At 38.5% G+C, this 26,494-nt stretch carries 25 protein-coding genes and 6 tRNA genes; 8 read left to right on the top strand and 23 right to left on the bottom strand.

What is annotated here, in order from left to right:
* Window positions 1–172 precede the first annotated feature (172 nt).
* From EXE09_RS07145 to EXE09_RS07230, 18 genes are all read right to left on the bottom strand, one after another.
* Window positions 173–247, bottom strand: a tRNA-Thr gene (locus EXE09_RS07145).
* A gap of 14 nt (window positions 248–261) precedes the next feature.
* Window positions 262–337 (bottom strand) — tRNA-Gly (locus tag EXE09_RS07150).
* Window positions 338–374: 37 nt separating this feature from the next.
* Window positions 375–458, bottom strand: a tRNA-Tyr gene (locus tag EXE09_RS07155).
* 53 nt (window positions 459–511) lie between these two features.
* Window positions 512–587, bottom strand: a tRNA-Thr gene (locus EXE09_RS07160).
* A gap of 97 nt (window positions 588–684) precedes the next feature.
* A complete protein-coding gene (gene trpE, locus EXE09_RS07165) occupies window positions 685–2,178 on the bottom strand; it encodes an anthranilate synthase component I (protein ID WP_130116821.1) in 1,494 nt (497 codons plus the stop codon).
* 153 nt (window positions 2,179–2,331) lie between these two features.
* On the bottom strand, window positions 2,332–3,000 hold the full coding sequence (locus EXE09_RS07170) for an HAD-IA family hydrolase (protein WP_068972940.1): 669 nt from the start codon (window positions 2,998–3,000) through the stop codon (window positions 2,332–2,334).
* A 94-nt stretch (window positions 3,001–3,094) separates the two neighbouring features.
* The gene (locus EXE09_RS07175) at window positions 3,095–3,814 is read right to left on the bottom strand and encodes an FHA domain-containing protein (RefSeq protein WP_130116822.1); all 720 of its coding nucleotides are present in this window, start codon (window positions 3,812–3,814) and stop codon (window positions 3,095–3,097) included.
* 143 nt (window positions 3,815–3,957) lie between these two features.
* The gene (gene gspD / locus EXE09_RS07180) at window positions 3,958–6,231 is read right to left on the bottom strand and encodes a type II secretion system secretin GspD (RefSeq protein ID WP_130116823.1); all 2,274 of its coding nucleotides are present in this window, start codon (window positions 6,229–6,231) and stop codon (window positions 3,958–3,960) included.
* A 41-nt stretch (window positions 6,232–6,272) separates the two neighbouring features.
* Window positions 6,273–7,136: a type II secretion system protein N gene (locus tag EXE09_RS07185; protein ID WP_068972943.1), complete on the bottom strand. Its 864-nt coding sequence runs from the start codon at window positions 7,134–7,136 to the stop codon at window positions 6,273–6,275.
* Window positions 7,136–7,879: a type II secretion system protein N gene (gene gspN, locus EXE09_RS07190; RefSeq protein ID WP_130116824.1), complete on the bottom strand. Its 744-nt coding sequence runs from the start codon at window positions 7,877–7,879 to the stop codon at window positions 7,136–7,138. The genes EXE09_RS07185 and gspN overlap by 1 nt, the downstream gene beginning before the upstream one ends.
* Before the next feature lie 164 nt (window positions 7,880–8,043).
* Complete coding sequence (locus tag EXE09_RS07195; protein WP_130116825.1) at window positions 8,044–8,370, bottom strand: H-NS family nucleoid-associated regulatory protein; 327 nt, start codon at window positions 8,368–8,370, stop codon at window positions 8,044–8,046.
* Window positions 8,371–8,584: 214 nt separating this feature from the next.
* Window positions 8,585–9,019: an acyl-CoA thioesterase gene (locus EXE09_RS07200; RefSeq protein WP_130116826.1), complete on the bottom strand. Its 435-nt coding sequence runs from the start codon at window positions 9,017–9,019 to the stop codon at window positions 8,585–8,587.
* Window positions 9,020–9,026: 7 nt separating this feature from the next.
* On the bottom strand, window positions 9,027–10,220 hold the full coding sequence (locus EXE09_RS07205) for a heme biosynthesis protein HemY (protein ID WP_130116827.1): 1,194 nt from the start codon (window positions 10,218–10,220) through the stop codon (window positions 9,027–9,029).
* A gap of 4 nt (window positions 10,221–10,224) precedes the next feature.
* On the bottom strand, window positions 10,225–11,058 hold the full coding sequence (locus EXE09_RS07210) for a hypothetical protein (protein ID WP_130116828.1): 834 nt from the start codon (window positions 11,056–11,058) through the stop codon (window positions 10,225–10,227).
* Complete coding sequence (locus tag EXE09_RS07215; RefSeq protein WP_130116829.1) at window positions 11,055–11,834, bottom strand: uroporphyrinogen-III synthase; 780 nt, start codon at window positions 11,832–11,834, stop codon at window positions 11,055–11,057. Before EXE09_RS07215 ends, EXE09_RS07210 begins: the two co-directional genes overlap by 4 nt.
* Before the next feature lie 13 nt (window positions 11,835–11,847).
* Window positions 11,848–12,771: a hydroxymethylbilane synthase gene (gene hemC, locus EXE09_RS07220; RefSeq protein WP_213071529.1), complete on the bottom strand. Its 924-nt coding sequence runs from the start codon at window positions 12,769–12,771 to the stop codon at window positions 11,848–11,850.
* A 107-nt stretch (window positions 12,772–12,878) separates the two neighbouring features.
* Window positions 12,879–13,616 (bottom strand): LytR/AlgR family response regulator transcription factor, encoded by a 738-nt coding sequence (locus tag EXE09_RS07225; RefSeq protein ID WP_068972950.1) that lies wholly within the window; start codon window positions 13,614–13,616, stop codon window positions 12,879–12,881.
* A 49-nt stretch (window positions 13,617–13,665) separates the two neighbouring features.
* Window positions 13,666–14,826: a sensor histidine kinase gene (locus EXE09_RS07230; protein ID WP_165382046.1), complete on the bottom strand. Its 1,161-nt coding sequence runs from the start codon at window positions 14,824–14,826 to the stop codon at window positions 13,666–13,668.
* On the opposite strand from EXE09_RS07230, the gene argH reads away from it, so the two are divergent.
* Complete coding sequence (gene argH, locus EXE09_RS07235; RefSeq protein ID WP_171478620.1) at window positions 14,817–16,247, top strand: argininosuccinate lyase; 1,431 nt, start codon at window positions 14,817–14,819, stop codon at window positions 16,245–16,247. The two genes, EXE09_RS07230 and argH, sit on opposite strands and share 10 nt — an antisense overlap.
* A 41-nt stretch (window positions 16,248–16,288) precedes the next feature.
* Window positions 16,289–16,558 carry an oxidative damage protection protein gene (locus EXE09_RS07240; protein WP_068972953.1) on the top strand — a complete coding sequence of 90 codons (270 nt, stop codon included), beginning with the start codon at window positions 16,289–16,291 and terminating at the stop codon, window positions 16,556–16,558.
* 634 nt (window positions 16,559–17,192) lie between these two features.
* Here the strand turns inward: EXE09_RS07240 and EXE09_RS07245 are convergent.
* Window positions 17,193–17,831, bottom strand: a complete 639-nt coding sequence (locus EXE09_RS07245; RefSeq protein WP_130116830.1) for a sterol desaturase family protein — start codon at window positions 17,829–17,831, stop codon at window positions 17,193–17,195.
* Window positions 17,832–18,062: 231 nt separating this feature from the next.
* On the opposite strand from EXE09_RS07245, the gene EXE09_RS07250 reads away from it, so the two are divergent.
* On the top strand, window positions 18,063–19,082 hold the full coding sequence (locus EXE09_RS07250) for an AraC family transcriptional regulator (RefSeq protein WP_130116831.1): 1,020 nt from the start codon (window positions 18,063–18,065) through the stop codon (window positions 19,080–19,082).
* A 260-nt stretch (window positions 19,083–19,342) separates the two neighbouring features.
* The gene (aqpZ, locus tag EXE09_RS07255; protein ID WP_130116832.1) at window positions 19,343–20,035 is read left to right on the top strand and encodes an aquaporin Z; all 693 of its coding nucleotides are present in this window, start codon (window positions 19,343–19,345) and stop codon (window positions 20,033–20,035) included.
* Between the two features lie 132 nt (window positions 20,036–20,167).
* Here aqpZ and EXE09_RS07260 read toward each other — a convergent pair whose 3' ends face one another.
* The 3 genes from EXE09_RS07260 to EXE09_RS07270 form a co-directional block, all read right to left on the bottom strand.
* Window positions 20,168–20,413: a hypothetical protein gene (locus EXE09_RS07260; RefSeq protein ID WP_130116833.1), complete on the bottom strand. Its 246-nt coding sequence runs from the start codon at window positions 20,411–20,413 to the stop codon at window positions 20,168–20,170.
* A 76-nt stretch (window positions 20,414–20,489) separates the two neighbouring features.
* Window positions 20,490–21,551 (bottom strand): DNA/RNA non-specific endonuclease, encoded by a 1,062-nt coding sequence (locus tag EXE09_RS07265; RefSeq protein WP_130116834.1) that lies wholly within the window; start codon window positions 21,549–21,551, stop codon window positions 20,490–20,492.
* A gap of 376 nt (window positions 21,552–21,927) precedes the next feature.
* Window positions 21,928–23,808, bottom strand: a complete 1,881-nt coding sequence (locus tag EXE09_RS07270) for a potassium transporter Kup (RefSeq protein WP_087553926.1) — start codon at window positions 23,806–23,808, stop codon at window positions 21,928–21,930.
* A 119-nt stretch (window positions 23,809–23,927) separates the two neighbouring features.
* Here EXE09_RS07270 and EXE09_RS07275 point away from each other — a divergent pair.
* Window positions 23,928–24,017, top strand: a tRNA-Ser gene (locus tag EXE09_RS07275).
* Window positions 24,018–24,207: 190 nt separating this feature from the next.
* Here the strand turns inward: EXE09_RS07275 and EXE09_RS07280 are convergent.
* Window positions 24,208–24,561, bottom strand: coding sequence for a hypothetical protein (locus tag EXE09_RS07280; RefSeq protein WP_228257181.1), 354 nt, complete (start codon window positions 24,559–24,561; stop codon window positions 24,208–24,210).
* 296 nt (window positions 24,562–24,857) lie between these two features.
* Between EXE09_RS07280 and EXE09_RS07285 the strand changes: the two genes are divergently transcribed.
* The 3 genes from EXE09_RS07285 to EXE09_RS07295 all read left to right on the top strand — a co-directional run bounded on the left by EXE09_RS07285 (window position 24,858) and on the right by EXE09_RS07295 (window position 26,436).
* Window positions 24,858–25,085 (top strand): hypothetical protein, encoded by a 228-nt coding sequence (locus EXE09_RS07285; RefSeq protein ID WP_068972961.1) that lies wholly within the window; start codon window positions 24,858–24,860, stop codon window positions 25,083–25,085.
* Window positions 25,086–25,502: 417 nt separating this feature from the next.
* Window positions 25,503–26,015 (top strand): tetratricopeptide repeat protein, encoded by a 513-nt coding sequence (locus EXE09_RS07290; RefSeq protein ID WP_130116835.1) that lies wholly within the window; start codon window positions 25,503–25,505, stop codon window positions 26,013–26,015.
* 345 nt (window positions 26,016–26,360) lie between these two features.
* Window positions 26,361–26,436 (top strand) — tRNA-Thr (locus tag EXE09_RS07295).
* The last annotated feature ends 58 nt before the right edge of the window (window positions 26,437–26,494 follow it).

Here is a 26,494-nt window from a genome sequence, read left to right on the forward strand (position 1 = left end):
CTTATTACGTTCAAACTTAGCCTTAGCCATTTGTTCTTCCTCGTTTATGTCGAACACGAGTTAAACAACTCAGCATCGACAGTCGTCTAAAAAACTAGACACCTAATACTTGAAAAGCAGACTAATAAGCCTGCTTTTGGAATCTTTTGCGAATAATCGCTAAACTGTAATCTGGAGCTCTTATCGAGATTTGAACTCGAGACCTCTCCCTTACCAAGGGAGTGCTCTACCACTGAGCTATAAGAGCAAAATCATCTTCGATGGAGCGGGAGACGAGGGTCGAACTCGCGACATGTAGCTTGGAAGGCTACCGCTCTACCAACTGAGCTACTCCCGCTTAATGTTGGTAATTACCACTTATCGAAGTGAAGTAATGGTGGTGAGAGAAGGATTCGAACCTTCGAAACTTTCGTGGCAGAGTTACAGTCTGCTCCCTTTGACCGCTCGGGAATCTCACCATTTACACTTACTTTCAGTGTTGTTCTTTTACTACATGCTTGAAACTTTAAGATGGTGCCGGCACACGGATTCGAACTGTGGACCTACTGATTACAAGTCAGTTGCTCTACCAACTGAGCTATGCCGGCGTTTCTTTTGTTTCGTACGTTTCGTATCGGAACGGTGTGCAGTTTAGCAAAACTCAGAATCCTTGCAAGTGTTTTTTTTAAAAAAACTGTCAAAAACTCATAAAATCAATCCGTTTGACGATAATTCAACCGCTTTGATCACTGCGCGAGCTTTTATTTGGGTTTCATTCCACTCAGATTCAGGATTAGAGTCAGCAACAAGCCCTGCACCAGCCTGTACATAGACTTTATTTTCACGAATGACACAGGTACGAATCGCAATCGACATGTCCATTTCACCATGCCAGCCTAAATAACCGACAGCCCCACCAAAAATACCACGTTTTACAGGCTCGACTTCATCAATAATTTCCATCGCACGAATTTTTGGTGCGCCAGAAAGCGTTCCTGCTGGGAATGTTGCTTTAAAAACATCCAAAGCATCGACATCATCACGAACCTCACCTTGCACATTGGACACAATATGCATGACATGTGAATAACGTTCGATCACCATTTGATCAGTCACTTGCACTTTACCAACTTTTGAGATGCGACCAACATCATTTCGACCTAAGTCAATCAACATTAAATGCTCTGCAATTTCTTTTTCATCAGAAAGCAAATCTTTTTCGAGCGCCAAATCTTCTTCTTTGGTTTTCCCACGCGGGCGCGTACCTGCAAGCGGACGCACAGTTGCAATGCCATTTTCCAGACGTGAAAGAATCTCTGGTGATGAGCCTACAATGTGAAATGGCTTTTGATCTGAAATGGTTTGACCTTGCACCAAGAATAAATAAGGCGATGGATTGAGGTGACGTAAGGCACGATAGACTTGCAATGGCTCACCATCAAAATCAGATACCATACGATGCCCAGGCACGACTTGCATCACATCCCCTGCACGGATGTATTCTTTCACTGTTTCAATTGAAGCAAGGTAATTTTCTTTACCTGTCAAAGATTCGAAATGTGGTGCTGTGTGCTTCTGTGCCACCAAACTGATTGGTGTCGCCAACAGAGCTTCAATTTGATCTAATTGTTGCTGTGCTTTTGCATAAGCATCTGAATCTTGAATATCCGCATGTACGATAAGAAATAGCGTATCTTTTAAATTATCGAAAACGATCACTGTTTTAGACAGCATCATCCACAAATCCGGCAAGCCCACAGGATCGGCTTCAGGCACATTTTTTAAACGTGGCTCGATATAGCGTACTGAGTCATATCCAAAGTAACCGACTAGCCCACCTGTAAAGCTTGGTAATGCTGGTAAATCTGCTTGTGTAGGTACTTTAAACTGCGCTTGGAAATCACGAATGAACTGAAATGGGTCACTACAATCCTGTGTTGCAACCTGTCCATCTGGTGATTGAATGGTAAGCTGCCCAGCATTACACGAGAAAACCGTTGATTCGCCCAATCCAATAATAGAATAGCGCGCCCAATTTTCCCCACCTTCAACTGATTCAAATAAATAAGCTTGTTGATGTTCTTTCAATCGTGCAAATACAGATAATGGTGTATCTGTATCTGCCAATCGCTGGCGATAGACTGGGATTAAGTTATAGCCAGCAGATTTTAATTGTTCAAATTGCGCTAAAGTTGTCATGAGGAATTCTCTCTATTTTCGATATTACTAAGTTTGATTGCGATAGATCTAACTTAGTGACGCCATCGAAAAGCAGTTTTGCTGTTCATTCCTCTTTCCTTTTCTCACAACTTATTTAAAAACTTAATTCAAAAATCAATTTACACAGCCAATTTAAGCCAAAAGTTCAGTCAAATTATCGACCACTTGCTGCGGTTGGCATAAATGAATGTCTTCACCATGATTATAACCATAGCTGACCACAATACAATCAACCTCTGCACGGCGCGCTGCCTCAACATCATTACTTGAATCACCCACCATGAGGGTTTTTTCTTTGCTCGATTGATAATGCTCTACACAATAGTTCAACTGAATCGGGTCAGGTTTACGCTTTTCAAAACGATCACCACCAATCACATCGACAAAATAGTGATCCATGTTTAAAACTTCTAGAATTTTTCGAGCAGGCTGTTCTGGCTTATTGGTCACACAGATTAATTTTTTATTATTTTGAATTCCCCAATCCAAGAATTCTAAAATCCCATCAAATGGACGGGTATCTACACAAGGTTCAGCATTGTAAATTTCTAAAAAAGTATCTAAGAGCTGTTGATGTAAAACTGGATCAACCTCACCTTTTAAATACTTCAAGGTACTTTCACAAAATAATGAGGTGCCTTTACCAATCCAAACACGCACTTGTGCTTCTGTGACCAAAGGTAAATCTAAACGCGCTAGACTCAAATTCATCGCACGATATAAATCAAAAGCAGAATCGACCAATGTTCCATCCAAATCAAATAAAATTAAGTCGCGTTGGGCCAATTTTGCTACATTCATGATTTACACCCCGTATTTATTCACATTCAAAAAAATCAAAGTACAGACAACAAAGGCATGCGATTGCATGCCTTGAGTGTATCGCATTCAAAACTTATTTAAAGAATAGCCATGCAATAATTGCCAAAATAACCAAGGCAATAATGGTATATAAACCCAACATTGCATTTTTTTGGGTAGTCACTTCTTCTTTTGCACATTCATCTGAAGTTTTAATATCACATGCTTCTGGTACTGGCGCAGCATGAAAATCAACATTCGCAGGGATTGGTGCTGGTTTTGGCACCCCCATACCTGTTGGCATTCCGTCTTTTGAAACTTGCACATTAGCATCACGTGCAGAAAGTTCTGGCATACCTTGCTCATTCATTTGTTGAGCAGGTGTTTTTTCAACAGGTGCTTGTTGAACCTCAGCGGTTGCAATCGCTTCTGACGGCTGTTGAATTGACTGTTCAATTGGTGTCGAAACTGGCTCGACTTCAATCTCTGGTACTTCTGTTCCTACAATATTTTCAACAGGTTTTGCAGGATCAAGCACACTAAATTTAATACTGGCAAATTGAACAATATCACCATCCATCAACAGCTTATCTTGATCGATACGAATATCGTTCACAAAAGTACCATTGGATGATTTTAAATCTTGAACCCAAAGCGCCTTGTCTTTAAGCAAAAATGCAGCATGACGACGTGAAATTTCAGCAGCTTGTAATTGAAGATCGGCATCTTGGTGACGTCCAACCAACATATCACGGTCAACCGTAACTTCCTGCCCTTCAAGTTCACCTGTAATTGCTTGTAGTTTCCAAGTCATGATATTTTCTCATTTCCAATTCATTTCTAGTTTAGCACGACGCATTCATCCGTCCACTGTCTAGGGTCAAATAATACGCATCACATAGTCTGGAACTTTATTTGTAAATAGTAAAAAGCTACACCGCTTGAGAGTTAAGCCCACTATGAACCTTTTGATTGTTGCCTAATAATATTGCTCGATTCTTCAGCAACAGGTGTGGTGATAGCCCCTTGAGGTGTTGATTTTGTCACACCACCTGATGGTACTTTCTGATACTGGCTTGGTTGCTGTGCAGGTTGCGTAGGTGTTTGAATGATAGGTTGTGATCTTTTAGGGCTTTCGATGGGTAGCCGCTGTTGGAATACGTCATCGACATTAGCTGGAAGTTTGGCAAAGTTACCCTCTTTATCGAGCGCCAATTGCAAACTATACAATTGATCATAACGCCCTTGAGAAAGACGACGCATTTCGTTGTTATCCGTCACAATCGTTGGGTGAATAAATACAAGTAAATTGCGCTTTTTGTTCGACTTTCCATCAGCTCTAAATAAGCGACCAAGACCTGGAATATCACCCAATAATGGTACTGACTGGCGCGTATGCTCAGAATCATCCGAAATCAATCCACCTAAGACCACAGTCTGCCCATGATCAGCCAACACCGATGTTTTAATCGAACGTTTTTTAGTAACTAAATCCTGCGCCTGCCCCTTATTGTCAGTTACCGCAGAAACTTCTTGTTCCACTTCTAGACGAATCGAACCACCCTCACCAATATGTGGAACAACTTTTAAGGTCACACCGACATCTTTACGCTCAATCGAGGTGTAAGGATTAACCGTCCCACCTGTACCCGTACTGACTGAACCCGTAACAAAAGGAACGTTCTGACCCACCACGATATAGGCTTCTTCATTGTCCATCGTCAAAATCGACGGTGTAGACAATAGATTCGACTTAGTACGTTCTTTGAGTGCTTGAATCAAAGCACCATACAAGCGTCTTGAACCATTTGCACCTTCTTTATAATCACCTAAAACCAGTGATGTACCTGAAGGTGTCAATTTAGATGCCGCACCTGCCGCACCACCTGTTAAATAGCCTGCTGCGATACTCGCCAAACTTGACCCGACATTATCAAAACTCATCAAGCCGACACCACTGCTCAAATCACCCATTGCCCATTGCACACCAAGTTGATCTGCATCATTTCCTTCAACTTCAATAATGGTGGCTTCAATCAACACTTGCTGACGACGGATGTCTAGTTGCTGAACTGCTGCATCAATTTCTCGCATCAACTGTGGTTCAGCTTTGACGATCAATGCATTCTGAGTACTGTCCGCAATAATGCTGACCCCGTTAGCATTAAAACTAGAAACATTGTTTTGATTGTTGTTATTTGAGTTTCCACCAAGATTAATACCCGGTGTTGAAATACTACTGCCTAAACTTGATGAACTGCTGTTATTTGAATTATTTGAGTTATTAAAATTATTGAGGCTACTTGAGCTATTGCTTGATGAACCATTCGATGAATTATTAGCACTTGAATTCACCGCTTGTCCTGTAACTAGGCCTTGTAAAATTTCAGATAAGTTTTTCGCACTGGCATATTTAAGTTTAAATACTTTTAATCCACCCAAACGATCTGCCGATGGCACATCCAACATTTCAATCATGTTGCGAATGCGCTTACGAGAACCCGTATCACCTTTGATGAGAATACGATTGGTACGTGCATCAGCAACGATACGCACTCGTGCACCTGCATAATCTTTTGAAGCACCTGTTGCACTCATCGCTTCAAGTTGTTTAATAATTTCTTCAGCTTGGCTTTGTTGTAATGGCACAGCTTCAATATCATTCTGACCTGTACCATCCAAATTACGGATAATAGTTTCAAGCTGATAAATGTTGGCAGCACGATCAGACACAATTAAAGCATTTGTCCCTTGGATTGCAGCAAGGTGTGCAAATTGTGGCATCAAAGGACGTAAAGCAGGGATCAAATCATTTGGATTGGTATTTTCCAACCAAATCACACGAGTGACGACCTGATCACCTCGTGCATTGTTACGCGGATCATATGGCACACCTGAGTTTTTCACATTGCTGTCAGGTACAAGGCGAATGGTATTCCCTGATGGCACAGCCACCACACCATTGACATTTAAAACCCCTAAGAACAAATCATAAACTTCATTTTTATTAAGCGGTTTATTTGAAATAACCGTAACGTTGCCACGTACACGTGGATCAACCGCAAAGTTTTTACCTGTAATGTCTGCAACTTCATTAATAAAAGCAGTGAGATCAGCATCGCGTAAGTTGATTTTCCACGTTTGTGCATGTGATGCAGTGCTCACCGCCATCATCATCGGTGTAGCAGCGACTAAAGCCCAAAGTGGTCGATTGTGATTCAAAAAAGCCATAACTTATTATCTATCCTAATTTTATTTGTAGTCCTAGCCACTTACAAACTTTGCTGTATGGTCATCACCTGATCACCACGCTTAATTTCAATTTTAACTTTGCCTTCACGTTTGGCTTGTTCTAAGAGTTGAACATCACTCTGTCCTTGCCCAACAGCCTGACCATTCAGCGAAAGAATACGATCGCCTGAGCGAAGCCCCAATTTATTCCGAAGCGCTGCGGGGGTTTGATCTGTCACTTCGTAGCCTTGACCGCCACTGGTGCTTACCCCCATGTTCTTTAGGTATTGTTCCCTATTTTCATTCATTCGATCAATAGCCTGCCCTAAAGCATTTTGACTCGAATTTTGCGGTACTTGTGGCGTTGATTCAGGATTACTGGATGGTGAAGGCATAGATGAATTTTGATTCTGTCCATCGGCATTCTGCGGTATGGGTTGATACAAACTATCTAATTTATTAAAACGTAATTCCTTAGAGTTATTACCATTCTGACTTAAAACAACATGATCCCAATAGACTTCTGATAGTTGATAACTTGTTCCCTCAAGCGTATCCCCCACCGCATAACGGTCTGCAACCTCTTTAACTTTAATCACTGCCGAAGAAGCGCGCGAAGGATAAGCAACCATAACACCTTGCAACTGCATCGGAATACTGTCATCAGCCGCAGCATTAGAACCCACTTCATTAAACAATGAAAATCCTGAAATATTCGGCACCTGAACTTGTTGTGACCCCAAACTCACTTGTTCAGGCTGCATCACTTGTGGCGGGGCAACCACCCACCAGAAAATAGATGCCAACTTCCAACACAGCGCCAAAATTAATATGAATAATACAACTGGAGCAAGTTGATCCGTTTTCTTCCACGAGATATTTTCAAATTGTTGTCTTAAATTCATTAGAAACCACCTTGAATCAGGGGTTGTCTAGTACTGATCACGTAAGTGTCTAGTCCTGCTTTTCCATCATAAGATGGTACATTCAATAACATGCGCTGTGTTAACTGCACATCAAGCATCATGCTCGGGTCTAGGCTAATATTTGCCATCTTCTGACTACGTTGATCTTGAATGTCAAAAATCAATTTACCTGCTTCATCTTTGAGCTGACCATTCAAGGATGGGATATTCATCTGATCTTGACGTTGCCCAAAGGTATAGCGAAGTTCACCACCACCCCATTGTAACTTACCTTCAGTATCACTAAAGCCCGTATCTTTTTTAAATCGAAGTGTCATATCTGAAATTTGAATTGAATTGGCTGGCCACTGCCAATTGGCAACATTTTTTAATGTCTCTGGTGCAATTTGTCCCTGCATCTTATTGATAATAATCTTTTTCCCAAAGCCATAACCAACTACCCCATTCAGTTGAGTTTGACCGCTATGTACTTCAACATTGGCACCGACACGTAGTAAAAGCAAATCCCAAGGACGTGTTCGCCAAGAGACTGAACCTCGTAAATTACCTTTATGCCAATCTGCTTGACCCTGCCAAATATTGCCACTGACATTCTGTAATGTCTGATTATTTTTATAAAATTTAGAAATTAGCCATGTTGCAGGGACTTGTAAAAGTATAAAAATTAAAAAAGTGATAACCCCAGTAATCCACCAAGTGATCTGTTTTGATTTTTTATTCATCCAGCTTTACCATAATTCATTTATTCTTCCGTGCGAGATGATGCCCTCTTTCTCTATACATTATGCATAATTTTTTCACGTCGCCAATTCACTCTTATAAAAAAACCAAGCTGTTTTGCTTGGTTCTTTCATTTTATGGGTCTTGAATGACACTTCGATGAAGATTAGATCAAGAAATCTTCTAATTTTGCACCTTTTTCAATTTCTGCAACTAACCAGCGTGGTTGTTTACCACGACCCGTCCAAGTATCTGCAGCGTTATTTTTATTACGGTAACGTGGCTCTACAACTTTACGCGTCGTTTTTTTGCGTTTTTGCGCGCCATACTCAATGAACTGCTCTAAAGTAAAACCTGCAGACTCTGCAATTTTAATAATTTGATTATATGCGTCTTCAACAGCTTGATCTTTTTTAGATTCAATTAATGCTTCTGCTTCAGCTGTTAATTTCCTTAACTCTTCGACCGATAAATTACTAATATCAGGCATCATTAACTCTCCACTTAAATTCATAATAATTATTTAAAATAATTTCTCAGCAATAGTATTTTTATTTAACTCAATTAGCAATAGATAGCTTTACTTATTAATACATAAAAAAACAAAAAATAGATTATTAGCTAAATCATTATATATCACCTTAAAGAATATATATGTGATTTAGCTACACTTCGCTATTTAAAATATATTTCAGTTTTCATTCCCATTAAGCAAGGTTATTTTCTACGGTCGCTTCTAAATCAATAATAACTTTACGTAAATGCTCAGGAATCAAAGTTTTTTTCATTTCATCTTTATCAACAAATACAATCACAGCATCGCCTTCAGCAACGATCTGCTGTTGTTGTTGACTAAATAAAACATAATACATGCGAATCGCGCTATTGCGCATTTCTTCAATACGTGCACCGACTTCTAATACATCGGGATAAAATACAGGCTTTAAATATTTACACTGACTCGAAGATACAACGGTTAAAACTTCTTGTTCAAATACATTTAGACGATCAAAATATGCGATACGTGCACTTTCGATATAGCGATAATACATTACATTATTTACATGACCAAAAGCATCCATATCTCCCCAAGCAACTTTTTGCTCATAAACTACAGGGAATTTCACTAAATCATTGTTCATAATTTTCTCAGATTTTAAATTGAATATAATTGCTGTCTTTTTCAACAATTGAATTCAATTGTTGAATTAATGCCTCATTACCATTCAATGTCGCTTTAATTCTCAAATAGTTCATCAAAATATCATTTGGATATAATGTTAAAAGTTGATCTGCTTCATTATCTCGTTGTGTCGCTGTATATATATGCCACATTGCAAAACTAAATACAGGAATATTCATATACTTGGTTTCTAGTTTTATAATTTGTTGCTCTAATTGCTCATAATCAGGGTTTTGACGCAAAAGTTGATGTTGGAACCACAAATAAAAGACATCTTGATCAAATTTTTCATCGAGTATTTGAATCGCCAGTTGTTGCTGTTGCTGTGCCAATTCAGGCAAACGCATAATGAGTTTTAACCATAAAATCTTGGTTTCATAAGGCATTTGATCTAATTGTGGTTGTATTTCAAAGAATTTTTGCTGTAACAATTCCAAGTCTTCGAAACTTGCTTGATCATAACAACCCAAAAGTTGCATGAGCCATTGTTGCTTTGTTGCTATTTCCAGTTGACCAAACTGAGTGCCATGTAAGTATTGCCATGGAAATTGAATTGCAAATTGCCCCCATAACTTTTGTAGACGCAATTTATAACTTTCTGCGAGTTCACCTAACCAAGGTGATAAATCATGTCCATTTAGAAACTCTAAATGAGTCAAAGCTTGTTGTTGATCTTGCTGTGCTAAATAAATTTCAATTCGCAAAATTTCTGCAAGTTCAAATGCTGAAGGTGGGCTATTCTCCAGTATCTGTAATGCTTCAACACACTGAGCTTTTTTGAATAATAACTGTGCGTGAATAATTGATTTGAGCAAACCAGATTGATCAAAGATATTACGAATGACCTGTTCTTGCTCTTCTTCACCATCCAATAACCACAATACCCCTAATTTTTCAAAGGGATGTAAATTATTAAAACTTAAAATCTGTTCTAATTTTCTTTTTTCACGATTTAAATAACATTTTATCAAATACCATGCAAGGTGCATGAAAAAACTTATCCACACACCAAAAAATAACAACACCCATAGATTGGTTTGGATCTGAATATTATGCCATAGCACATAAACATAGCCTGCGCCTGCGCTATAACTCAACACACTGAGAACGGCAAAAATAATCAGGCTAATCAGGGCATAGATTAAAAATATATGCTTCATTCAACTACCCCAAAACTGCCAAGCTACTGAGCTTGGGTATAGGTGCTTGTGTAATCTGCTTAAGCTTTAAAATCTGTTGCTTCAGTTTCTGACTCGTCGCATCAGGTAAGGTATCTAACAATTGCACAACTTGATTCAACATCTCTTGATATTCAGCGCTTTGCCCTTTGTTCAAAAGCTGTTGTGCAAGTAATAATCTGAGCTGTGCTTCTTTTAAAATAAATTTGCGATTTGCCAAAGCTGCTGAATCTGGTTCAACAATATCAACACTAAGCCACTTCTCCCAAAAATGCTTTGGATGGTCTTGAGGCACACTAAGTTGATTATTCTTTAACTCTTTTTGCAAACTTTGGTCAATTTGTTTGATGAGGATATTTAATTGATCTTGTTGCGCATTGCGATCAATCACAAACTGCTGAATGCTTTGCATATCTTGTGCAATGGCTTGGTGTAAACTTTGCTGTACTGCATCCGCTAAAGCATAATGATCCAAAGATTGGTTCAGCTCAGTTAAATGCTCAATTGCATAAACAAATTGCTGTTGCTGTAGAGCAAACTGTACCAATTCTAATTTTTGTTTAATCACCACACTCGGGCTAATACCCACAATTTGTTCAGGTACTGATACGACTTTTTGAGCTGTTTCTTTTTTTATAGGCTCATCACTTTGACGTTGAACAGCAACCAATTGATCATTCAAACTGGCATTTTTTTGCTCACTTTTATGCAAACTTTGCTGAATCTCTGTGAGCTGTTGCGAAACATGATAGAAGTCATAACTCAATTTAATGAGCCATCCTAAAGCGATCAACAATAAGATATAGATAAACTTCTTCATAACTTCCTTTGCAACTGCATAATACTTTGTAGAATTGTATTTGGCTCTAAATCTTGAACCTGAGTAATATTAAAACACTTTTGAGTGACATTTTTATCATGTTGCAATAATTGATACAAACGCTCACCCAAAACTAAATAATGGCAATCATTGACTATACTGGTATGAGTCTGAGTTAACGCCAACCAATTACGCCAGCTTGCTTCACTGCTTATACAGTTCCAATATGGTTTTGGTTGATCAACTTGATCAAGAAAATCAGAGAGTAATTGCGGTGTTTGTTCGGGGCAATGACGCTCATACAAAACAAAGTTTAACACTTGAATTTGGCGAGCTTGGCATTGTTGCATCATAAACTGACGCCCACCCTCACCTCGCCAAAAAGCAATTTTTTTTAAACCTGTGAATGTATTAAAAATAGGTAGACTAAGCATTCCTTCAGAAGTCTCCACTTCTGGAATGTCACTGTCAATGCCATACTGATTCAATACTTGAGCCGTCTTTCGCCCTACAGCAACCCAGTGGATATGTCGAATTTGCTCAAGAGAAAGCCCTGCTTTTTCCAAATACTGCATGCCGATTTCAACAGCAGTTGGGCTGACTACAACAATGACTTGTGTATCAATCAATTGTGAATAAAGTAACTCTAATTCTGAACTATAGGGACGTGCCGTGAGTTCCAACAAAGGTAGATTTACAACTTCAAAACCCGCAGTACTCAAGCACTGGGTCAGTGCTTGAGCTCGATCAATCGGGCGAGTATTGATAAAAAGCATGAAGACTGAGAAATTAATCTTGATACAGTGCTTTGAGAAGTTCTCCAGCACCTTGTTTTAATAGTTCTTGAGCCAACTGTACGCCTAGTTGTTCCGCATCTTCTGCTGAACCAGTCACTTGACTACGCAACAGTGTTTGCCCATCAGGACTCCCCACACGCCCTTCAATCGACAAAGTTTGACCATCCAATGTTGCAAAACCTGCAATTGGAACCTGACAACCACCTTCCAAATAAGCATTAAATGCGCGTTCTGCACGAACACATGCATTTGTTTCAGCATGCATCAAAGGCAAGATCAAATCTAAAATTTCTTGATCATTTGCACGACACTCTAAACCCAAAGCACCTTGACCGACCGCAGGTAAGCTCACTTCTGCTGGTAAAGTGTGACGAATGCGCTCTGAAAGCTCTAAACGCTTTAGACCTGCACTGGCAAGAATAATGGCATCGTACTGCCCCGCATCAAGTTTCGATAAACGTGTCCCCACATTGCCACGTAAATCAATCACATCAAGATCAGGACGCTGTTTTAAAATCTGACTTTTACGGCGTAAGCTCGAAGTTCCCAATTTTGCACCTTGTGGCAAATCTTCAAACTTTTCATATTGATTGGATACGAATGCATCGAAAGGATCTTCACGCTCGCAAATCACAGCAAGCTCTAAACCTTCTGGCAGTTGCATCGGTACATCTTTCATCGAATGAACCGCTAAATCGGCGCGACCATCAAGCAAGGCTGCTTCTAGTTCTTTAACAAATAAACCTTTACCACCGATTTTCGCCAAAGGCGTATCTAAAATTTTGTCGCCTTGAGTCACGAAAGTTACCAACTCCACTTTTACATGCGTGTGTAGTTGCTCTAGTCGGTCACGAATATGCTCAGCTTGCCACATTGCAAGCGGGCTTTGACGAGTTGCTATTTTCAAGGTTTTGATCATGTCAGCTTAGCCAAATTTTTAAACACCCTAAACTTACCCTGCAATCATAAAATTGCAAGTAAATTATCAAATGATTTAAAGGCAAACGTTAATTTCCTACAAAATTATAAATTTTGCATGCGCTCTCTTAGCAATGGTAAATGACGACGACTCACAGCGAGTCGCTCTTCGAGTTCACGACAACGTGCTTGATACTGCCCTGACGCGACCATTTCCAGACCGTCCAAATAATCCAATGAAATGAGCGCATTGCGATGAATTCGAATAAAGCGATCAGAAAATTCCGTTTCCAAATCCTTTAATGTTTCATCTATCAATACACTGCCATTTTTATGACGTACCGTGACATATTTTTGATCTGCCAAAAAATAATAAATATTTTCAACAGGAATCAACTCCAAACCTCGATAGGTTTTTGCAGCAATTTGCTGTCTTTGCACTTTTTCTTCCATGAGTTCTTTTTGTTCTAAGTTAGTTAATTGAGCTTGCGTCAGTTTGGTCACATTCTCCAAAACTGTTTCTAACTCAGCTTTTGCAATTGGCTTCAACAAATATCCTTTTGCTTGAGACTGAATTGCTTGTAAAGCGTGCTCATCAAACGCTGTACAAAAAATAATAGCAGGCATGGGATTAAAATGTGCCAAATGCTGTGCACAAGTCAAGCCATCCATTTCTGGCATTTGAATATCTAACAAGACTACATCTGGCTCAAACTGCTGAACCATTTCCAAAGCTTGTTTGCCATGTTGTGCTGTCGCTACAACCTGATGCCCCAATTGCGCCACCAATCGTGATAGCCGTTCCACCGCAAGTGGTTCATCATCACAAATCAGGATGTCCATTACACCTCCTTGCCCAAATCCCTAATACTTATTTTAATAAATTTCTCAGTCATCTATTTTTATACTGATATTGAATAACAGTAGTAAATAATCCATTTCCCGCATAATTTCGAAAATAAACAGAATCACCAAAATGTGCTTTTAAACGCTGTTTTACATTTTCTAAAGCAATTCCATGCCCTTCTCTAACTTTTATTCTATCTTGTAAAAATGGGTTAGTAATGACTATATTGACTTGATTTTGCAATATTTCAACCAGTATTCCAATTTTAGCGTCGATGATCTTTTTCTCAACACCATGGAAAATACTATTTTCAATGAGTGGCTGCAAAGTGAGTAAAGGTATTTTTACTTGCCCTAATAATTCTGGATGCTGAATATTCCACTCCACTTTTAATCGTTCTCCTAAACGAATTTGTTCAATTGCAATATATTGCTTAGACAGTTCCACTTCTTCTTTTAAAGTCACCAGTTTTAATTCTTGTAAGCTTGCTCTAAATAACTTTGATAAATCAATCAGCATTTGTTCAGCTTTATCTGGATCTATGGCAATTAAACTCACCACACTATTTAAACTATTAAATAAAAAATGAGGGTGAATCCGTGCCTGCATCGCTTGAACCCGTGCATTCAACTCGCTGTTTTGTTGTAAAACAGATTGCTCTCGAATATACATATAACGCAAACAAAATGCGCCCAATAACACCCCATAACTCAGATGCAAAACCACATTATGAAAGATTTGATCGACGCTTATATTTTGTAATGAAATATGTGAACCGATAAATCCAAGAAGATTTAAAACAACACTGGTACAAAACACGATCGTTTGTAGCAAAATAAAACTAAATATCGCTGCTGAAAAATAGCTATATTCTGAGAGGCGTTTTTGGAAAATATCTTGAAAAGCAGCAAATGCCAGTAATATCCAATTAATATATAAAATATAAGCTAAAACGTGCCCAAAATTAAGATTCGACCAAGATTGTGCCTCTGCCAATGCCAATAAAAATGCCAATACATTACTGGCTATAAACAGTTCCAATAAATATTGCCCATGTCCCATTTTGCTAAAAAAATAAGATTGATGAAAATGTGTTCTCGATTTTATTGACGAATGATTACGCTTTCTTTCGGCAAGAGAGACTGAATTTGCTATACTAGCTTCAGTTTTACTGCTTTTTTTCTTATTGAGCCGATATGACCACATCTTCTAATTCCTCTAATCCGTCACAAGCCCAAACTTCAGGCATGTGGGGCGGTCGTTTCTCCGAAGCTACTGATGCCTTTGTTGCTGAATTTACTGCATCTGTTCAATTTGACCAACGCTTTTATAAACAAGATATTGCAGGCTCTATTGCACATGCAACCATGTTAGCAAAAGTTGGGGTCTTGACTGAACAAGAACGTGATGACATCGCCAACGGTTTGAACACAATTAAAGCTGAAATTGAAGCGGGTAACTTCGAGTGGCGCATCGACTTAGAAGATGTACACATGAACATCGAATCACGCCTCACTCAGCGTATCGGTATTACAGGTAAGAAATTACATACAGGTCGTAGCCGTAACGACCAAGTGGCAACAGACATCCGTTTATATGTGCGTGATGAAATTGATGCCATTTTAAAATTATTGGAAAAATTACAAAAAGGTATTTTGGGTCTTGCTGCTAAAAACACCACTACCATCATGCCAGGTTTTACCCATTTACAAACTGCACAGCCTGTGACTTTTGGTCACCACTTAATGGCGTGGTTTGAAATGTTGGTTCGTGACTCTGAGCGTCTGATCGACTGTCGTAAACGTGTGAATCGTATGCCTTTAGGTTCTGCAGCACTTGCAGGTACAACCTATCCGATTGATCGTGCATATACAGCTGAACTTTTAGGTTTTGAAGCTGTTGCTGAAAACTCACTTGATGCTGTATCTGATCGTGACTTTGGTATCGAATTCAATGCTGCTGCATCTTTAATCATGATGCATTTGTCGCGTATGTCAGAAGAAATGATTCTTTGGACATCTGCACAATTCAAATTTGTGAATATTCCAGACCGTTTCTGTACGGGTTCATCAATCATGCCACAAAAGAAAAACCCAGATGTTCCTGAGTTGATCCGTGGTAAAACAGGTCGTGTCTATGGCGACCTCATGAGTTTATTAACACTCATGAAAGGTCAACCGTTGGCATACAACAAAGACAACCAAGAAGACAAAGAACCTTTGTTTGATGCGATTGATACCGTTCGTGGTTCACTCATGGCATTTGCAGATATGATTCCTGCATTGGTTCCAAATATTGAGATCATGCGTGAAGCTGCACTTCGTGGCTTCTCTACAGCAACAGATTTAGCAGATTATCTTGTTAAAAATGGCGTAGCGTTCCGTGATGCACATGAAATCGTCGGTAAAGCGGTTGCTTTAGGTGTTGAAGAATCGAAAGATTTATCTGAACTCACACTTGAGCAACTTCAACAGTTCTCTGACTTGATTCAAGCAGATGTGTTTGAAAAAGCACTGACTTTAGAAGCATCAGTGAATGCACGTAACCATATCGGTGGTACTGCACCTGCTCAAGTTGAAGCTGCAATTCAACGTGCTTATGTACGCTTAGAAAAACTTTACGCTTAATTTTTTAAGTTTAATTATCAGATTAAATTTGGAGTATTGATATGTCTCGACAAGTTTTTTGCCGTAAATATCAAAAAGAAATGGATGCTTTAGACTTTGCACCTTTCCCTGGTGCAAAAGGTCAAGAATTATTTGACACGATCTCTAAGCAAGCTTGGCAAGAATGGCTCAAACACCAAACCACGTTGATCAATGAAAAACGATTGAATGTGTTTGAACCTGATGCGAAGAAGTTCCTTGAAGAACAACGTGAAAAATTCTTCAATAATGATGAGTCGTTGGAAAAAGCTGAAGGGCTAAAGCCTGAGTGAGGATCAGTGGAGCAACGCTCCACCCTGAGGAATATATTCCGCAAGAAGGCGAAGGCTATGCCTGAGTGCAAAGGATAAGCGGAGCACTGCTCCGCCCTTGCGCAAGACCCGAAGCTATGCTTCGAGTGTAATCTAGAAAGCAACGCTTTCTCTTTTACGCAAGACAAACATCGAAGATGTGTGTAGGCTTTAATTGAAAAGAATCTCCATACATCTAGAAATTCTTTTTTGCCTTATTTTTCTGCAAGTCAAGCGAAGCGCGTAGGCAAGCATTTGAAAAGCTCCTGAATAGGGGCTTTTCTTTTGTCTAGAACATTGCTCTGCCCTGAGGAATATATTCCGCAAGAAGACAAACCTCAAAGTTCCCATACGCTTTGATCACAAAAATCTCCATACATTTGGGGATTTTTTTACTTTCACTTTTCTACAGCCATAAAAAAAGGAGTCTTGGAGACTCCTATAAACTTCAGAAACCACAGCTTTTCCGAAACACTTTCGATGCTTAATGTATCCGAATTCATACTGTAGATATTGACAATATATACGTATTTTTTTGACAATTCACGACAATAGAATTTACTCATCAGTAATTCATGTCATTTTGATTGTTCAAACTTTCTGTGCAAATAGCACGTTAAGCCACAGAATCTATCGTATTTTCAGCATCATCACTGATCAATTTCGGTGTTTTTTCCACCCATTTTGCAGGAAAGAACTGTTCCACTTTGGTAGATAACCATCGTGCAACAGGTTCAGGCAATGCCACACCCAAAGGATTCTGTTCTTTTAAATCTGCTGATGAAACCACACGTGTCCCCATCAAATAATCAAACCACGGTTTTGTCACACACCAGTTTGCATCTTGGTTAGAATTCATATGATGATCATAATGCCAAGGAATTTTTTTCTTCGCCCAATCTGGCTCTAAATGCGCACGACGGTGAATATAGTAATAATTACATGCACTATATAAAGATGCTGCCACCATACCTTTTGAAATCGGATAAAAAATTAGACTCGCCGCACTTGCAACAACCGCCAAGGAAACGATTTCATTTTTTGTACGCCAGTTTGAGATCCCTTCAACATAACCATCGTCATGAAAACCTTGCTTACGTACCTCTCTATGATGCTCCCAATGAGATTTCATACTGTCTGGCACGGGGCTATAACGAGGCTGACCTTTACGATGAGTTCCATGTAAAATGAACTTATGTGCAACCCATTCAAAACCATTTGCAACAACTAATCCTACAACAAAGCCTTTTAGCATGGCTCTCTCCTATTCTTCTCATATTTTTAATATAAAGCGTAATAATCATTTAATATTGACAAGAAAAGTCTTTTGCATTGACAAATTACGACATATTTTCCAATCTCGTACTTCGTCTCAACTCATTTTCAATACGTCAGCGAACAGTTTTAACTTGTTTGTCTTACTTAATTCTGATTAGAATAAGCTCGTTTTTAAAATAATATTTTTGTAATAAAAAAGACGATACATATGCAACTACCCAAGGATTATGTAGGCTCAGTCTATGGTGGACTCGGACAATTATTACTCGCATACGCCGAAGCGAATCATCTAAATATTTCAGAGAAATTACGTCAAGTTCAAACACAAGAACGTTTTGACTTTAATCTATGGCGTGAACTTTTAGATGATATTCAAACGCAAGTACAAAGCCCTGCTTTAGGTGTAGAAATTGCAAAACATTTGCAGCCCAAGCATATTGGTATTATTGCGTATATCGCCCAATCTTGTGACACCATGGGTGAGGCATTAACGCGCTATTTTGACTTTCACCGCTTGGTTTATGATGGAAGCCCACTCAAAGTTGAACCCTTTGATAACGATAACATTATTATTCGTTGGGATACTTTACCGTCTCACTTAACCACACAAATCACAGATGAAATTGCGATTGCCATCATGGTGCAATTTTTAAGACATTTTTTATCTTCACACCACACCAAAATCCATCAAATCAATTTCACCCATGATAAGCCTAGCAATGTGGCAATTTATGAAGATTTTTTCCAATGCCCTGTGCTGTTTAAACAAGCCAATCCTGAATTGGTCTTTCCTCTTCAAGCATTAAACACCCCACTCAATCAAGGTGATCAAACCCTACAAAAACTATTAATGCAGCAAGCACAAGCTTTATTGGATGATTTGCCAAATTCAACACAATTAGATCAACGATTACAACAATATATCTTATTAGGTCTGCAGAAAAACCATTATCAAATTGAGCATATTGCACAACAGCTCAATATGTCTGTAAGACAGCTTCAACGCCATTTACAAAACCAAGGCACAACCTATCAACAGCGTGTTCAAGAAGTCCGAAAGATCTTAGCACTTCAATATTTGCAAGATCCATTCCTTGGTTTACATGAAATTGCTTTATTACTGAGTTATTCAGAACAAAGCGCCTTTCAGCGTGCATTTAAACAGTGGACTGGAATGACCCCACAACAATGGCGGATACAGCATAGAAATGCCGAAATTAAGGTATAAAATGAAATACCAAAATATCAGCAAAAGCTCATCAGTTCATCCAGACTCTGAATGATAGCAATCAATGTATGGACTATGTCATCTCTATTTTAGTGAACTAATTCAATAGTTTTTTGTGTAACAGAAATAGTTTTCTAGTTTTATTTTTCTATTTTAGCTTATTATTTAGGCGCCAGAATAAAGATTCACAAACTCTCACGGCTGACGCCAATTTAAATGTGGCACAGCTTCATTCCGCAATAAAAAAAATAGGAATACTCATGAATAGATATTTAGCAGAATTTCTCGGAACTTTTTGGCTTGTTTTTGGTGGATGTGGTAGCGCAGTCTTAGCTGCCGCATTCCCTGAACTCGGCATTGGTTTTGCTGGAGTTGCTTTAGCATTTGGTTTAACTGTACTCACAGGTGCGTATGCTTTTGGACATATTTCAGGTGGGCACTTTAATCCCGCGGTAAGTGTAGGATTATGGGTTGGTGGTCGCTTTGACGCCAAAGATCTTGCCCCTTATATCATTGCACAAGTTGTCGGAGGTATTGTTGCTGCCTTTATTTTGTATTTGATTGTTCAAGGGCAAGCTGGATTTACAGGTACAGGGGGATTCGCTACCAATGGTTATGGTGATTTATCACCAGGAAAATATTCACTTGTTTCCGCGCTCATTATTGAAATTGTACTGACGGCTATATTTTTGATTGTAATTTTAGGTTCAACGGATAAGCGTGCTCCTGCTGGCTTTGCGCCGATTGCAATTGGTCTAGCACTTACATTGATTCATTTGATTAGTATTCCTGTCACCAATACATCTGTAAATCCTGCACGAAGTACTGCTGTTGCAATATTTGCTGAAACGTCGGCATTGGGACAATTGTGGCTGTTCTGGGTCGCACCGATTGTAGGTGCTGTGATTGGTGCTGTGATCTACAAAATTGTTGGTAGTGAATCACAAAATTAATTGTTAATAAGCTATCATTTATGTACAAAATCAAAAAACCTGCTTCGGCAGGTTTTTTATAGAAAATCTAAAGCGTGAACGATTTAACATCAACCACATACGATCATTTGCATCTTGAAGAACAATGAAATGCTACAGAAAAGGATTCTCTATTTCACCTTCAGTTTGACGTTCAATCTGTTCAGGTAAATTTGATTGCTTCTCTAGATGTGCAACGATGTCATTTAAATAAGCTTGCAATGCCTTGGCTGACTTCAATCCTTGTTGGTCTTTACTGATCTGTAAATTTCCAAAAATACTGACACAGTCTAACTGATTTTCTAAAGTTAAATCATGAATCGAATGTGACTCTGTTCCATTTTCAAATGGTTTAAACATTTTAATTATCTCGATTTTTCTATATTGAGACAGTATAAATCCTTTGTTGAAATATACTGCACGTCATCCACTGTATTTATTTCAAAAATTGTAAAATATATTGCAATAATGCTTCGACCAATTGTTTAACTAAAGCATCTTTGGTTTCTTCATCTACTTTCGGAATTTGCAAGCCCGTTGTCGATGATGAAGCATTTCCCTTTCCATCGGGTTGGAATTGCTTTTGTAGTGCCTTAATTTGTGCAGTAGGCACAGTTTCAGCACATTGGCTTTCTGCATCCCAATGTGCATATTCAATATCTTTATTCGCTTTAACTTGATTGGCAGTTAAAGGCAATTTATAGGTATTACGCTTTTGCTCCTCGGTCAGCTGTGGAAATAAATTGATTCCCAGCTGTTCTTCTAAATAACAAACGCTGACGACTTTTACCTTTAATGAATTGTCATTCGGTGCATAGTACGCCCCGATAATGCCATGTTTAGGAATATAGATCGCTTTAAATACAGCTGTTGGAACAATCACACCATTGCCAATGGTTTTTAACTTTTTCCCTGAAAATACAGGACCAGTAACGACATAAACGTCTTTTTTCTGTTTAGTCACCATTGCCCGAGTGGCTTCTTCTAACTCACGCCACACTTGTTGATTATTTTTGGGCGCTTGCGGCACCATATTGGCTAAAGAAAAGCTATCAAACTGTGATGCTGTATTTGACATATCTGCATTGGGCGACATGTGCCCACGATCATAACCTGAACCACGATAGTCAGATAACAATGCACGATGATTTGAACTTACACGCTCTTCCTCATGAAAATTGTCTTCACGTTTGATTTTTTGACTTAAACGACTTGGCGATAAATATTCTGCAGTCCACAAAGGTGTTTTTGAAACACCTGAGTACATCACATTAAAACCATTGAAACACAACGGATAACTATTTTTCTTTAAACTGTCTTTAGTGAGTATTGGGGGTTCATCACGATAGAACTGATTTAAACATTCTGAGTTATTGCTGCTACCTTGTGTAAAAGGGATTAGTTGAGATATTTTTTCTTGTCCAAATGCAATCGCAAAGCTACCTGTAGCTACCACACCTAATACTATTTTAACGATTGAATTTTTCAACGAAGACATTCCCAAGCTACATCAAACCATGCAGTACAACAAATAAGTATTCAAAATCATTTTTGAATATAAACAGCTTAACAAGCGAACACCTTGAAAGATATTGTGTGAATATTCAACTGAATAAAGCTTCTACAACTTCTGTGTAGTAAAACAACACTACAGCTCAAATTTAGGCATGAAACCTTAATTATTCAGAATAGAATGGCAATTTTCAAAATATCCCTTGTTAGAACTTCCTTGATTATGTCATTTAAAATAAAGCATCTCGACCCATGTACGACATATTTCGTCGTTCTAAACATGTTTTACACTGATCATTTCCAACAGACATAAAAAAGCCAGAATCAATTCTGGCTTTTTCACATATTCACATATTCACATCTTAAATTTCAATCTGACTACCCATTTCCACCACACGGTTTGGTGGGATTTGATAAAAATCACTGACGGGACTGGTATTGCGTTGCATAGATATAAATAGTTTTTCACGCCACGGTGCCATGCCATCACCAACGGTATGAATCAAGCGATCTCTGGAAATAAAGAAGCTGATATGCATCATGTCAAATTCAACATCAAGCTGTTTATATGCCAGTTCTAAGGCATTTGGAATATCAGGCTGATCTTTAAAGCCATAATAAACAAAGACACGTTGGAAGCGATCGTCTAGAATTTCAACCCGTATACGTTCTTGATCCGACACATAAGGAACATCACGGGTCACCACCGTCACCAGAATGTTACGCTCATGCAAAACCTTGTTATGTTTAATATTATGCAACATAGCATGCGGTACAATATTTGAGTTGCCTGTTAAGAATATCGCTTGTCCTGGAACGAATTGAGTTTCATCACTCAAGCTGACACTCTTAATGAATAAATCCAACGGCAATGCATCTTTTTCCAAACGATTGGATACAATTTCTCGCCCAGTACGCCATGTCATCAGCACCGTAAATGCAATGCCACCAATCAACATTGGTACCCAACCACCCGAGAAAATTTTAAGCGATGTAGATGCAATAAATACCAAGTCGATGAATAAGAACGGAATCGCGAAAAGTGCCAATTTCCATTTTGGCCAACGCCAGAAACCATATGCCAAAAAGGCAATCAAAATCGTGTCACAGAGCATAGTCATGGTGACGGCTACACCATAAGCATTGGCAAGATTAGCACTGTTTTGGAAAATCAAAATCAGCAGTAGAATCGAAACATACAAGATCCAGTTAATAAACGGGATATAGATCTGCCCTTGCTCCACGTCAGAAGTATGATGCACTGTTAAGCGTGGTAAATAGCGTAATTGAATGGCTTGATTCGCCATTGAAAATACGCCTGAAATCACCGCTTGCGAAGCAATCACCGCAGCCATGGTTGCCAATGCAATCACAGGATACAGCGCCCATTGTGGAACCAATAAAAAGAATGGGTTTTCGATGGCATTTGGGTCACGAAGTAATAAAGCACCTTGACCCGCATAGTTTAAAACCAAACTTGGCAATACGATGGTGAACCAAGCCAGACGGATTGGCGGTCGTCCAAAATGCCCCATATCTGCATAGAGTGCTTCCCCACCTGTAACTGTTAGAATCACCGCGCCCATGGTCAAAAAGGCAACTAAGGGTTGATGAAAAATAAAGTTAATCGCCCAGTGTGGACTCAGCATCATCAAGATATAAGGGGTCTGGCTAATACTATGAATACCAATCAAACCAATTGAAATAAACCACGTTAATGTAATTGGACCAAAGAGTTTCCCCATTGTTCCTGTTCCATGACGTTGTACGAGGAATAATGCTGTAAGTATCCCAATGGCTAAAGGAACAATCCATTTATTAAACATCGGCGTGGCAATGCTGAGACCTTCAATTGCCGAAAGAACTGAAATCGCTGGGGTAATGATTCCGTCACCAAAGAATAATGATGCACCTATGAAACCAATGGCGATCAGGAATATTTTTTTATTGTCTGCTATTCGTGTTGAACGGAGGTTCAATGCCAGCAATGACATGATCCCGCCTTCACCATTGTTATCTGCACGCATGATCATGGTGACGTATTTGAAGCTAATCGTCAGCATCATGCACCAAAAAATGAGCGACAGCACTCCAAGTACTGTCGCTTCTGTTATGGCAATATGTGCGGCGAGGAAGCATTGTCGAAGTGCGTACAATGGACTTGTACCAATATCTCCAAATACGACCCCGAGTGCTGCGAGCGTAATCGCAGGAAGCGCAGCTTTTTTTGCAGTACTTTGCATAAATTCGTCTTCAAATATTAGACATTATTTTGGCGAATCATATCACCGAAAAAAAAAATTTGCTTTAAATCAATTGTTGCTTGGCATAAATCCTTTTTTTGGTTATCATCCCACGCCTTGGTGAGGTGTCCGAGTGGCTGAAGGAGCACGCCTGGAAAGTGTGTAAACGTTTGCGCGTTTCGAGGGTTCGAATCCCTCTCTCACCGCCAGATATCATTATCATGTAGCCACATGATGTGTTAAAAGGTTTAAATCTAAAGGGTTTAAGCCTTTTTTTACGCCTACATGTTATGAAGCAATCTCATAATCTTCTCATATTTTTGGCGGCACATTTGACGGTATCTGCTCGCAGATGATGATCAAAATGACTCATTAAAAACACGATTATCAATTATATTTTCAATCATCCCATTCTTTTAAAATTGCCTTACTTTCCTTCTTCAAATCATGATTCTCAGATAAACAATTGCGTTGCCATTTCACTTTAAAATCTTCAATCGCTTTTTGTCGTGATAATGGAATCTTATAAATTGGAACACGCTTTGCATCTTCAATCATTGCTTTTAATAACTGAGCTTCTTGCTCAGTTAACGCTTCTGGATTGAGATCAATATCATCTAGAGATAAACCACTTTGTCTCAGCTGTATCAGTGTTTCAGAAGTATCATCAACCAACTGACATGCTTTCGGAGTTTCTGCATGGACGAAAGAAATCAACAAAAATAAAATACTCGTACTTATGATTCTCAACATTTGTCATTCTTCAATCTTGTTCTTTTCAGTTCATCTTTATACGACATTCCCAATATTTTTTGAAGTAAATAGATACATCTCCACAGATCATAAATTGCAAGTGACTATTTCAATTCAAACTTTCTTGAATTAGTATCAAGAGAAAAGAAACTTCCAGCCATCAGCAAGGAGGAAATTAAACATAAAATAATAATCAAATACATATAGATGAAATATTCACTCAACAAAATAATCAAGCAATATCAATTCGCGACTCAAGCAAGTTAAGAGCATAAAACTGCTATTCGGGAGTGACAATGAATAACAGCACCAATTATGTAAGACAAGTGAAAAATGCTAAACGTGGTGGATACACCCCTACAATTGCCAAGGATGTAAATAAACATAAAATTCAAAAAGCGATCCGGTTAATTGAGCAATGGAGAAAACTCGCAGATGAACTTAAACCCCAAATGCAAATTGATATGGCGATTACCTTAGAAGAATGCGCGCAAGATTTAGATCTTATTTTAAGGAGTAAATAGATTTTCTTCTGACGTGAAAAGTTCGCACTTCCTATAAACTCATACATTTAAAATACCAACACAAGGCTTACTTTTAGGTAAGCCTTTTTAATGAAAATACTGTTCAAACATTTTTAATATCGTCATGAAAATTTATTGCTGATCCAAAAGTAAACTCATATTTGTTTAAATTAAACTTAATCCTTATGTTAATAAATCTAAAACAAAGTGAATTGATTAAAATAAATTAATCTTGAATAGATTTTATTTAATATATATTAATAATACAAAATCAATATAAATCAGATGTTTAATTAATAACAAATAAAAATGAGAAAATAATCACATTTTTTAAAAATAATTTGAATTTATCTGTTTACACATCATTCCAACTTTGATAAAAATAATGCATACAAAGTCACATTAAGAAAAAATATTATGAAAAATTTACATAAAATACTATTCGGAGCTTTAATTTTTGCAAACGGTGCTTTTTTTTCAGTTTCAAGCTTTGCAGAAACTTCAACAGCGGCTCAAGCCAGTTCAGCAGACTGCCACACATTTGCATGGAATCTAGAAGCAGCTCAAAAAGGAAATATTGAAGCACAATATGATTTAGGCATGATGTACTTCAATGGTGACCAAGTTAAACAAGATCACGCTCTAGCGATGCAATGGCTAACTTCTGCTGCACAGCAAAATAATATCAAAGCACAATATCGTTTAGCGATGGTTGCAGAGATGGGGATTCACAGCACAAAGAATGCCACTGAAGCATTTAACTGGCACTTAAAAGCTGCGAATCAAGGCTATACCAAAGCACAGTACAAAGTTGCAGATGCGTACCAAACTGGCACAGGTGTTGCACAAGATCAAGTAAAAGCACAAGAATGGTTTAAACATGCAGCCAATCAAGGTAATACACTTGCTCAAGTGGCTTTGAAAAACTAATTTCATTTTTGTGAGTGATTAAAACCTCCAGTTAATCACTCACTTTTTATTCTGTAATTTTAATGATAGCAATGAATAACAGATGTTGTGCAATAATAAAATCACACTCTAAATCTTGAAGAATATGGATACGCGAAAAAGTCATCCGCAACAGTTTGCGGCACGAACCAGTCGTGGTGCAAGATATACAAGTTAATGTAAGACTCCACCTAGCAAGCTTCAAAACAATTTTAAAAGATACTTTTCTTTTTGAAGTGCATAACATCAATAAATAATAAAGAAAATTTAATTGCTTATTTTTTGGCTTGCAAACTTACAAAAATTCTGTAAAATTCTCGCCACGTTGCCGGCATAGCTCAGTTGGTAGAGCAACTGACTTGTAATCAGTAGGTCCACAGTTCGAATCCGTGTGCCGGCACCATTTTATACTTAGCCTCGCTTTTTAGTGAGGCTTTGTTGTATTTAATGCCTATGATTTG

Origin of the sequence: Acinetobacter sp. WCHAc060025 (assembly GCF_004209355.1) — a bacterium.
GTDB lineage: Bacteria > Pseudomonadota > Gammaproteobacteria > Pseudomonadales > Moraxellaceae > Acinetobacter > Acinetobacter wuhouensis.

Coding starts and splice junctions, on each gene's coding strand:
- EXE09_RS07280 (WP_228257181.1), bottom strand. CDS start 24,561: ATGTTGAGAATCATAAGTACGAGTATTTTATTTTTGTTGATTTCTTTC.
- EXE09_RS07250 (WP_130116831.1), top strand. CDS start 18,063: ATGCAACTACCCAAGGATTATGTAGGCTCAGTCTATGGTGGACTCGGA.
- gspD (WP_130116823.1), bottom strand. CDS start 6,231: ATGGCTTTTTTGAATCACAATCGACCACTTTGGGCTTTAGTCGCTGCT.
- EXE09_RS07270 (WP_087553926.1), bottom strand. CDS start 23,808: ATGCAAAGTACTGCAAAAAAAGCTGCGCTTCCTGCGATTACGCTCGCA.
- EXE09_RS07195 (WP_130116825.1), bottom strand. CDS start 8,370: ATGATGCCTGATATTAGTAATTTATCGGTCGAAGAGTTAAGGAAATTA.
- EXE09_RS07240 (WP_068972953.1), top strand. CDS start 16,289: ATGTCTCGACAAGTTTTTTGCCGTAAATATCAAAAAGAAATGGATGCT.
- EXE09_RS07290 (WP_130116835.1), top strand. CDS start 25,503: ATGAAAAATTTACATAAAATACTATTCGGAGCTTTAATTTTTGCAAAC.
- EXE09_RS07175 (WP_130116822.1), bottom strand. CDS start 3,814: ATGACTTGGAAACTACAAGCAATTACAGGTGAACTTGAAGGGCAGGAA.
- EXE09_RS07225 (WP_068972950.1), bottom strand. CDS start 13,616: ATGGACATCCTGATTTGTGATGATGAACCACTTGCGGTGGAACGGCTA.
- EXE09_RS07205 (WP_130116827.1), bottom strand. CDS start 10,220: ATGAAGCATATATTTTTAATCTATGCCCTGATTAGCCTGATTATTTTT.
- EXE09_RS07265 (WP_130116834.1), bottom strand. CDS start 21,551: ATGTCTTCGTTGAAAAATTCAATCGTTAAAATAGTATTAGGTGTGGTA.
- gspN (WP_130116824.1), bottom strand. CDS start 7,879: ATGAATAAAAAATCAAAACAGATCACTTGGTGGATTACTGGGGTTATC.
- EXE09_RS07230 (WP_165382046.1), bottom strand. CDS start 14,826: ATGTGGTCATATCGGCTCAATAAGAAAAAAAGCAGTAAAACTGAAGCT.
- EXE09_RS07215 (WP_130116829.1), bottom strand. CDS start 11,834: ATGCTTTTTATCAATACTCGCCCGATTGATCGAGCTCAAGCACTGACC.
- EXE09_RS07260 (WP_130116833.1), bottom strand. CDS start 20,413: ATGTTTAAACCATTTGAAAATGGAACAGAGTCACATTCGATTCATGAT.
- EXE09_RS07170 (WP_068972940.1), bottom strand. CDS start 3,000: ATGAATGTAGCAAAATTGGCCCAACGCGACTTAATTTTATTTGATTTG.
- EXE09_RS07200 (WP_130116826.1), bottom strand. CDS start 9,019: ATGAACAATGATTTAGTGAAATTCCCTGTAGTTTATGAGCAAAAAGTT.
- trpE (WP_130116821.1), bottom strand. CDS start 2,178: ATGACAACTTTAGCGCAATTTGAACAATTAAAATCTGCTGGCTATAAC.
- EXE09_RS07245 (WP_130116830.1), bottom strand. CDS start 17,831: ATGCTAAAAGGCTTTGTTGTAGGATTAGTTGTTGCAAATGGTTTTGAA.
- argH (WP_171478620.1), top strand. CDS start 14,817: ATGACCACATCTTCTAATTCCTCTAATCCGTCACAAGCCCAAACTTCA.
- aqpZ (WP_130116832.1), top strand. CDS start 19,343: ATGAATAGATATTTAGCAGAATTTCTCGGAACTTTTTGGCTTGTTTTT.
- EXE09_RS07285 (WP_068972961.1), top strand. CDS start 24,858: ATGAATAACAGCACCAATTATGTAAGACAAGTGAAAAATGCTAAACGT.
- EXE09_RS07210 (WP_130116828.1), bottom strand. CDS start 11,058: ATGAAGAAGTTTATCTATATCTTATTGTTGATCGCTTTAGGATGGCTC.
- EXE09_RS07185 (WP_068972943.1), bottom strand. CDS start 7,136: ATGAATTTAAGACAACAATTTGAAAATATCTCGTGGAAGAAAACGGAT.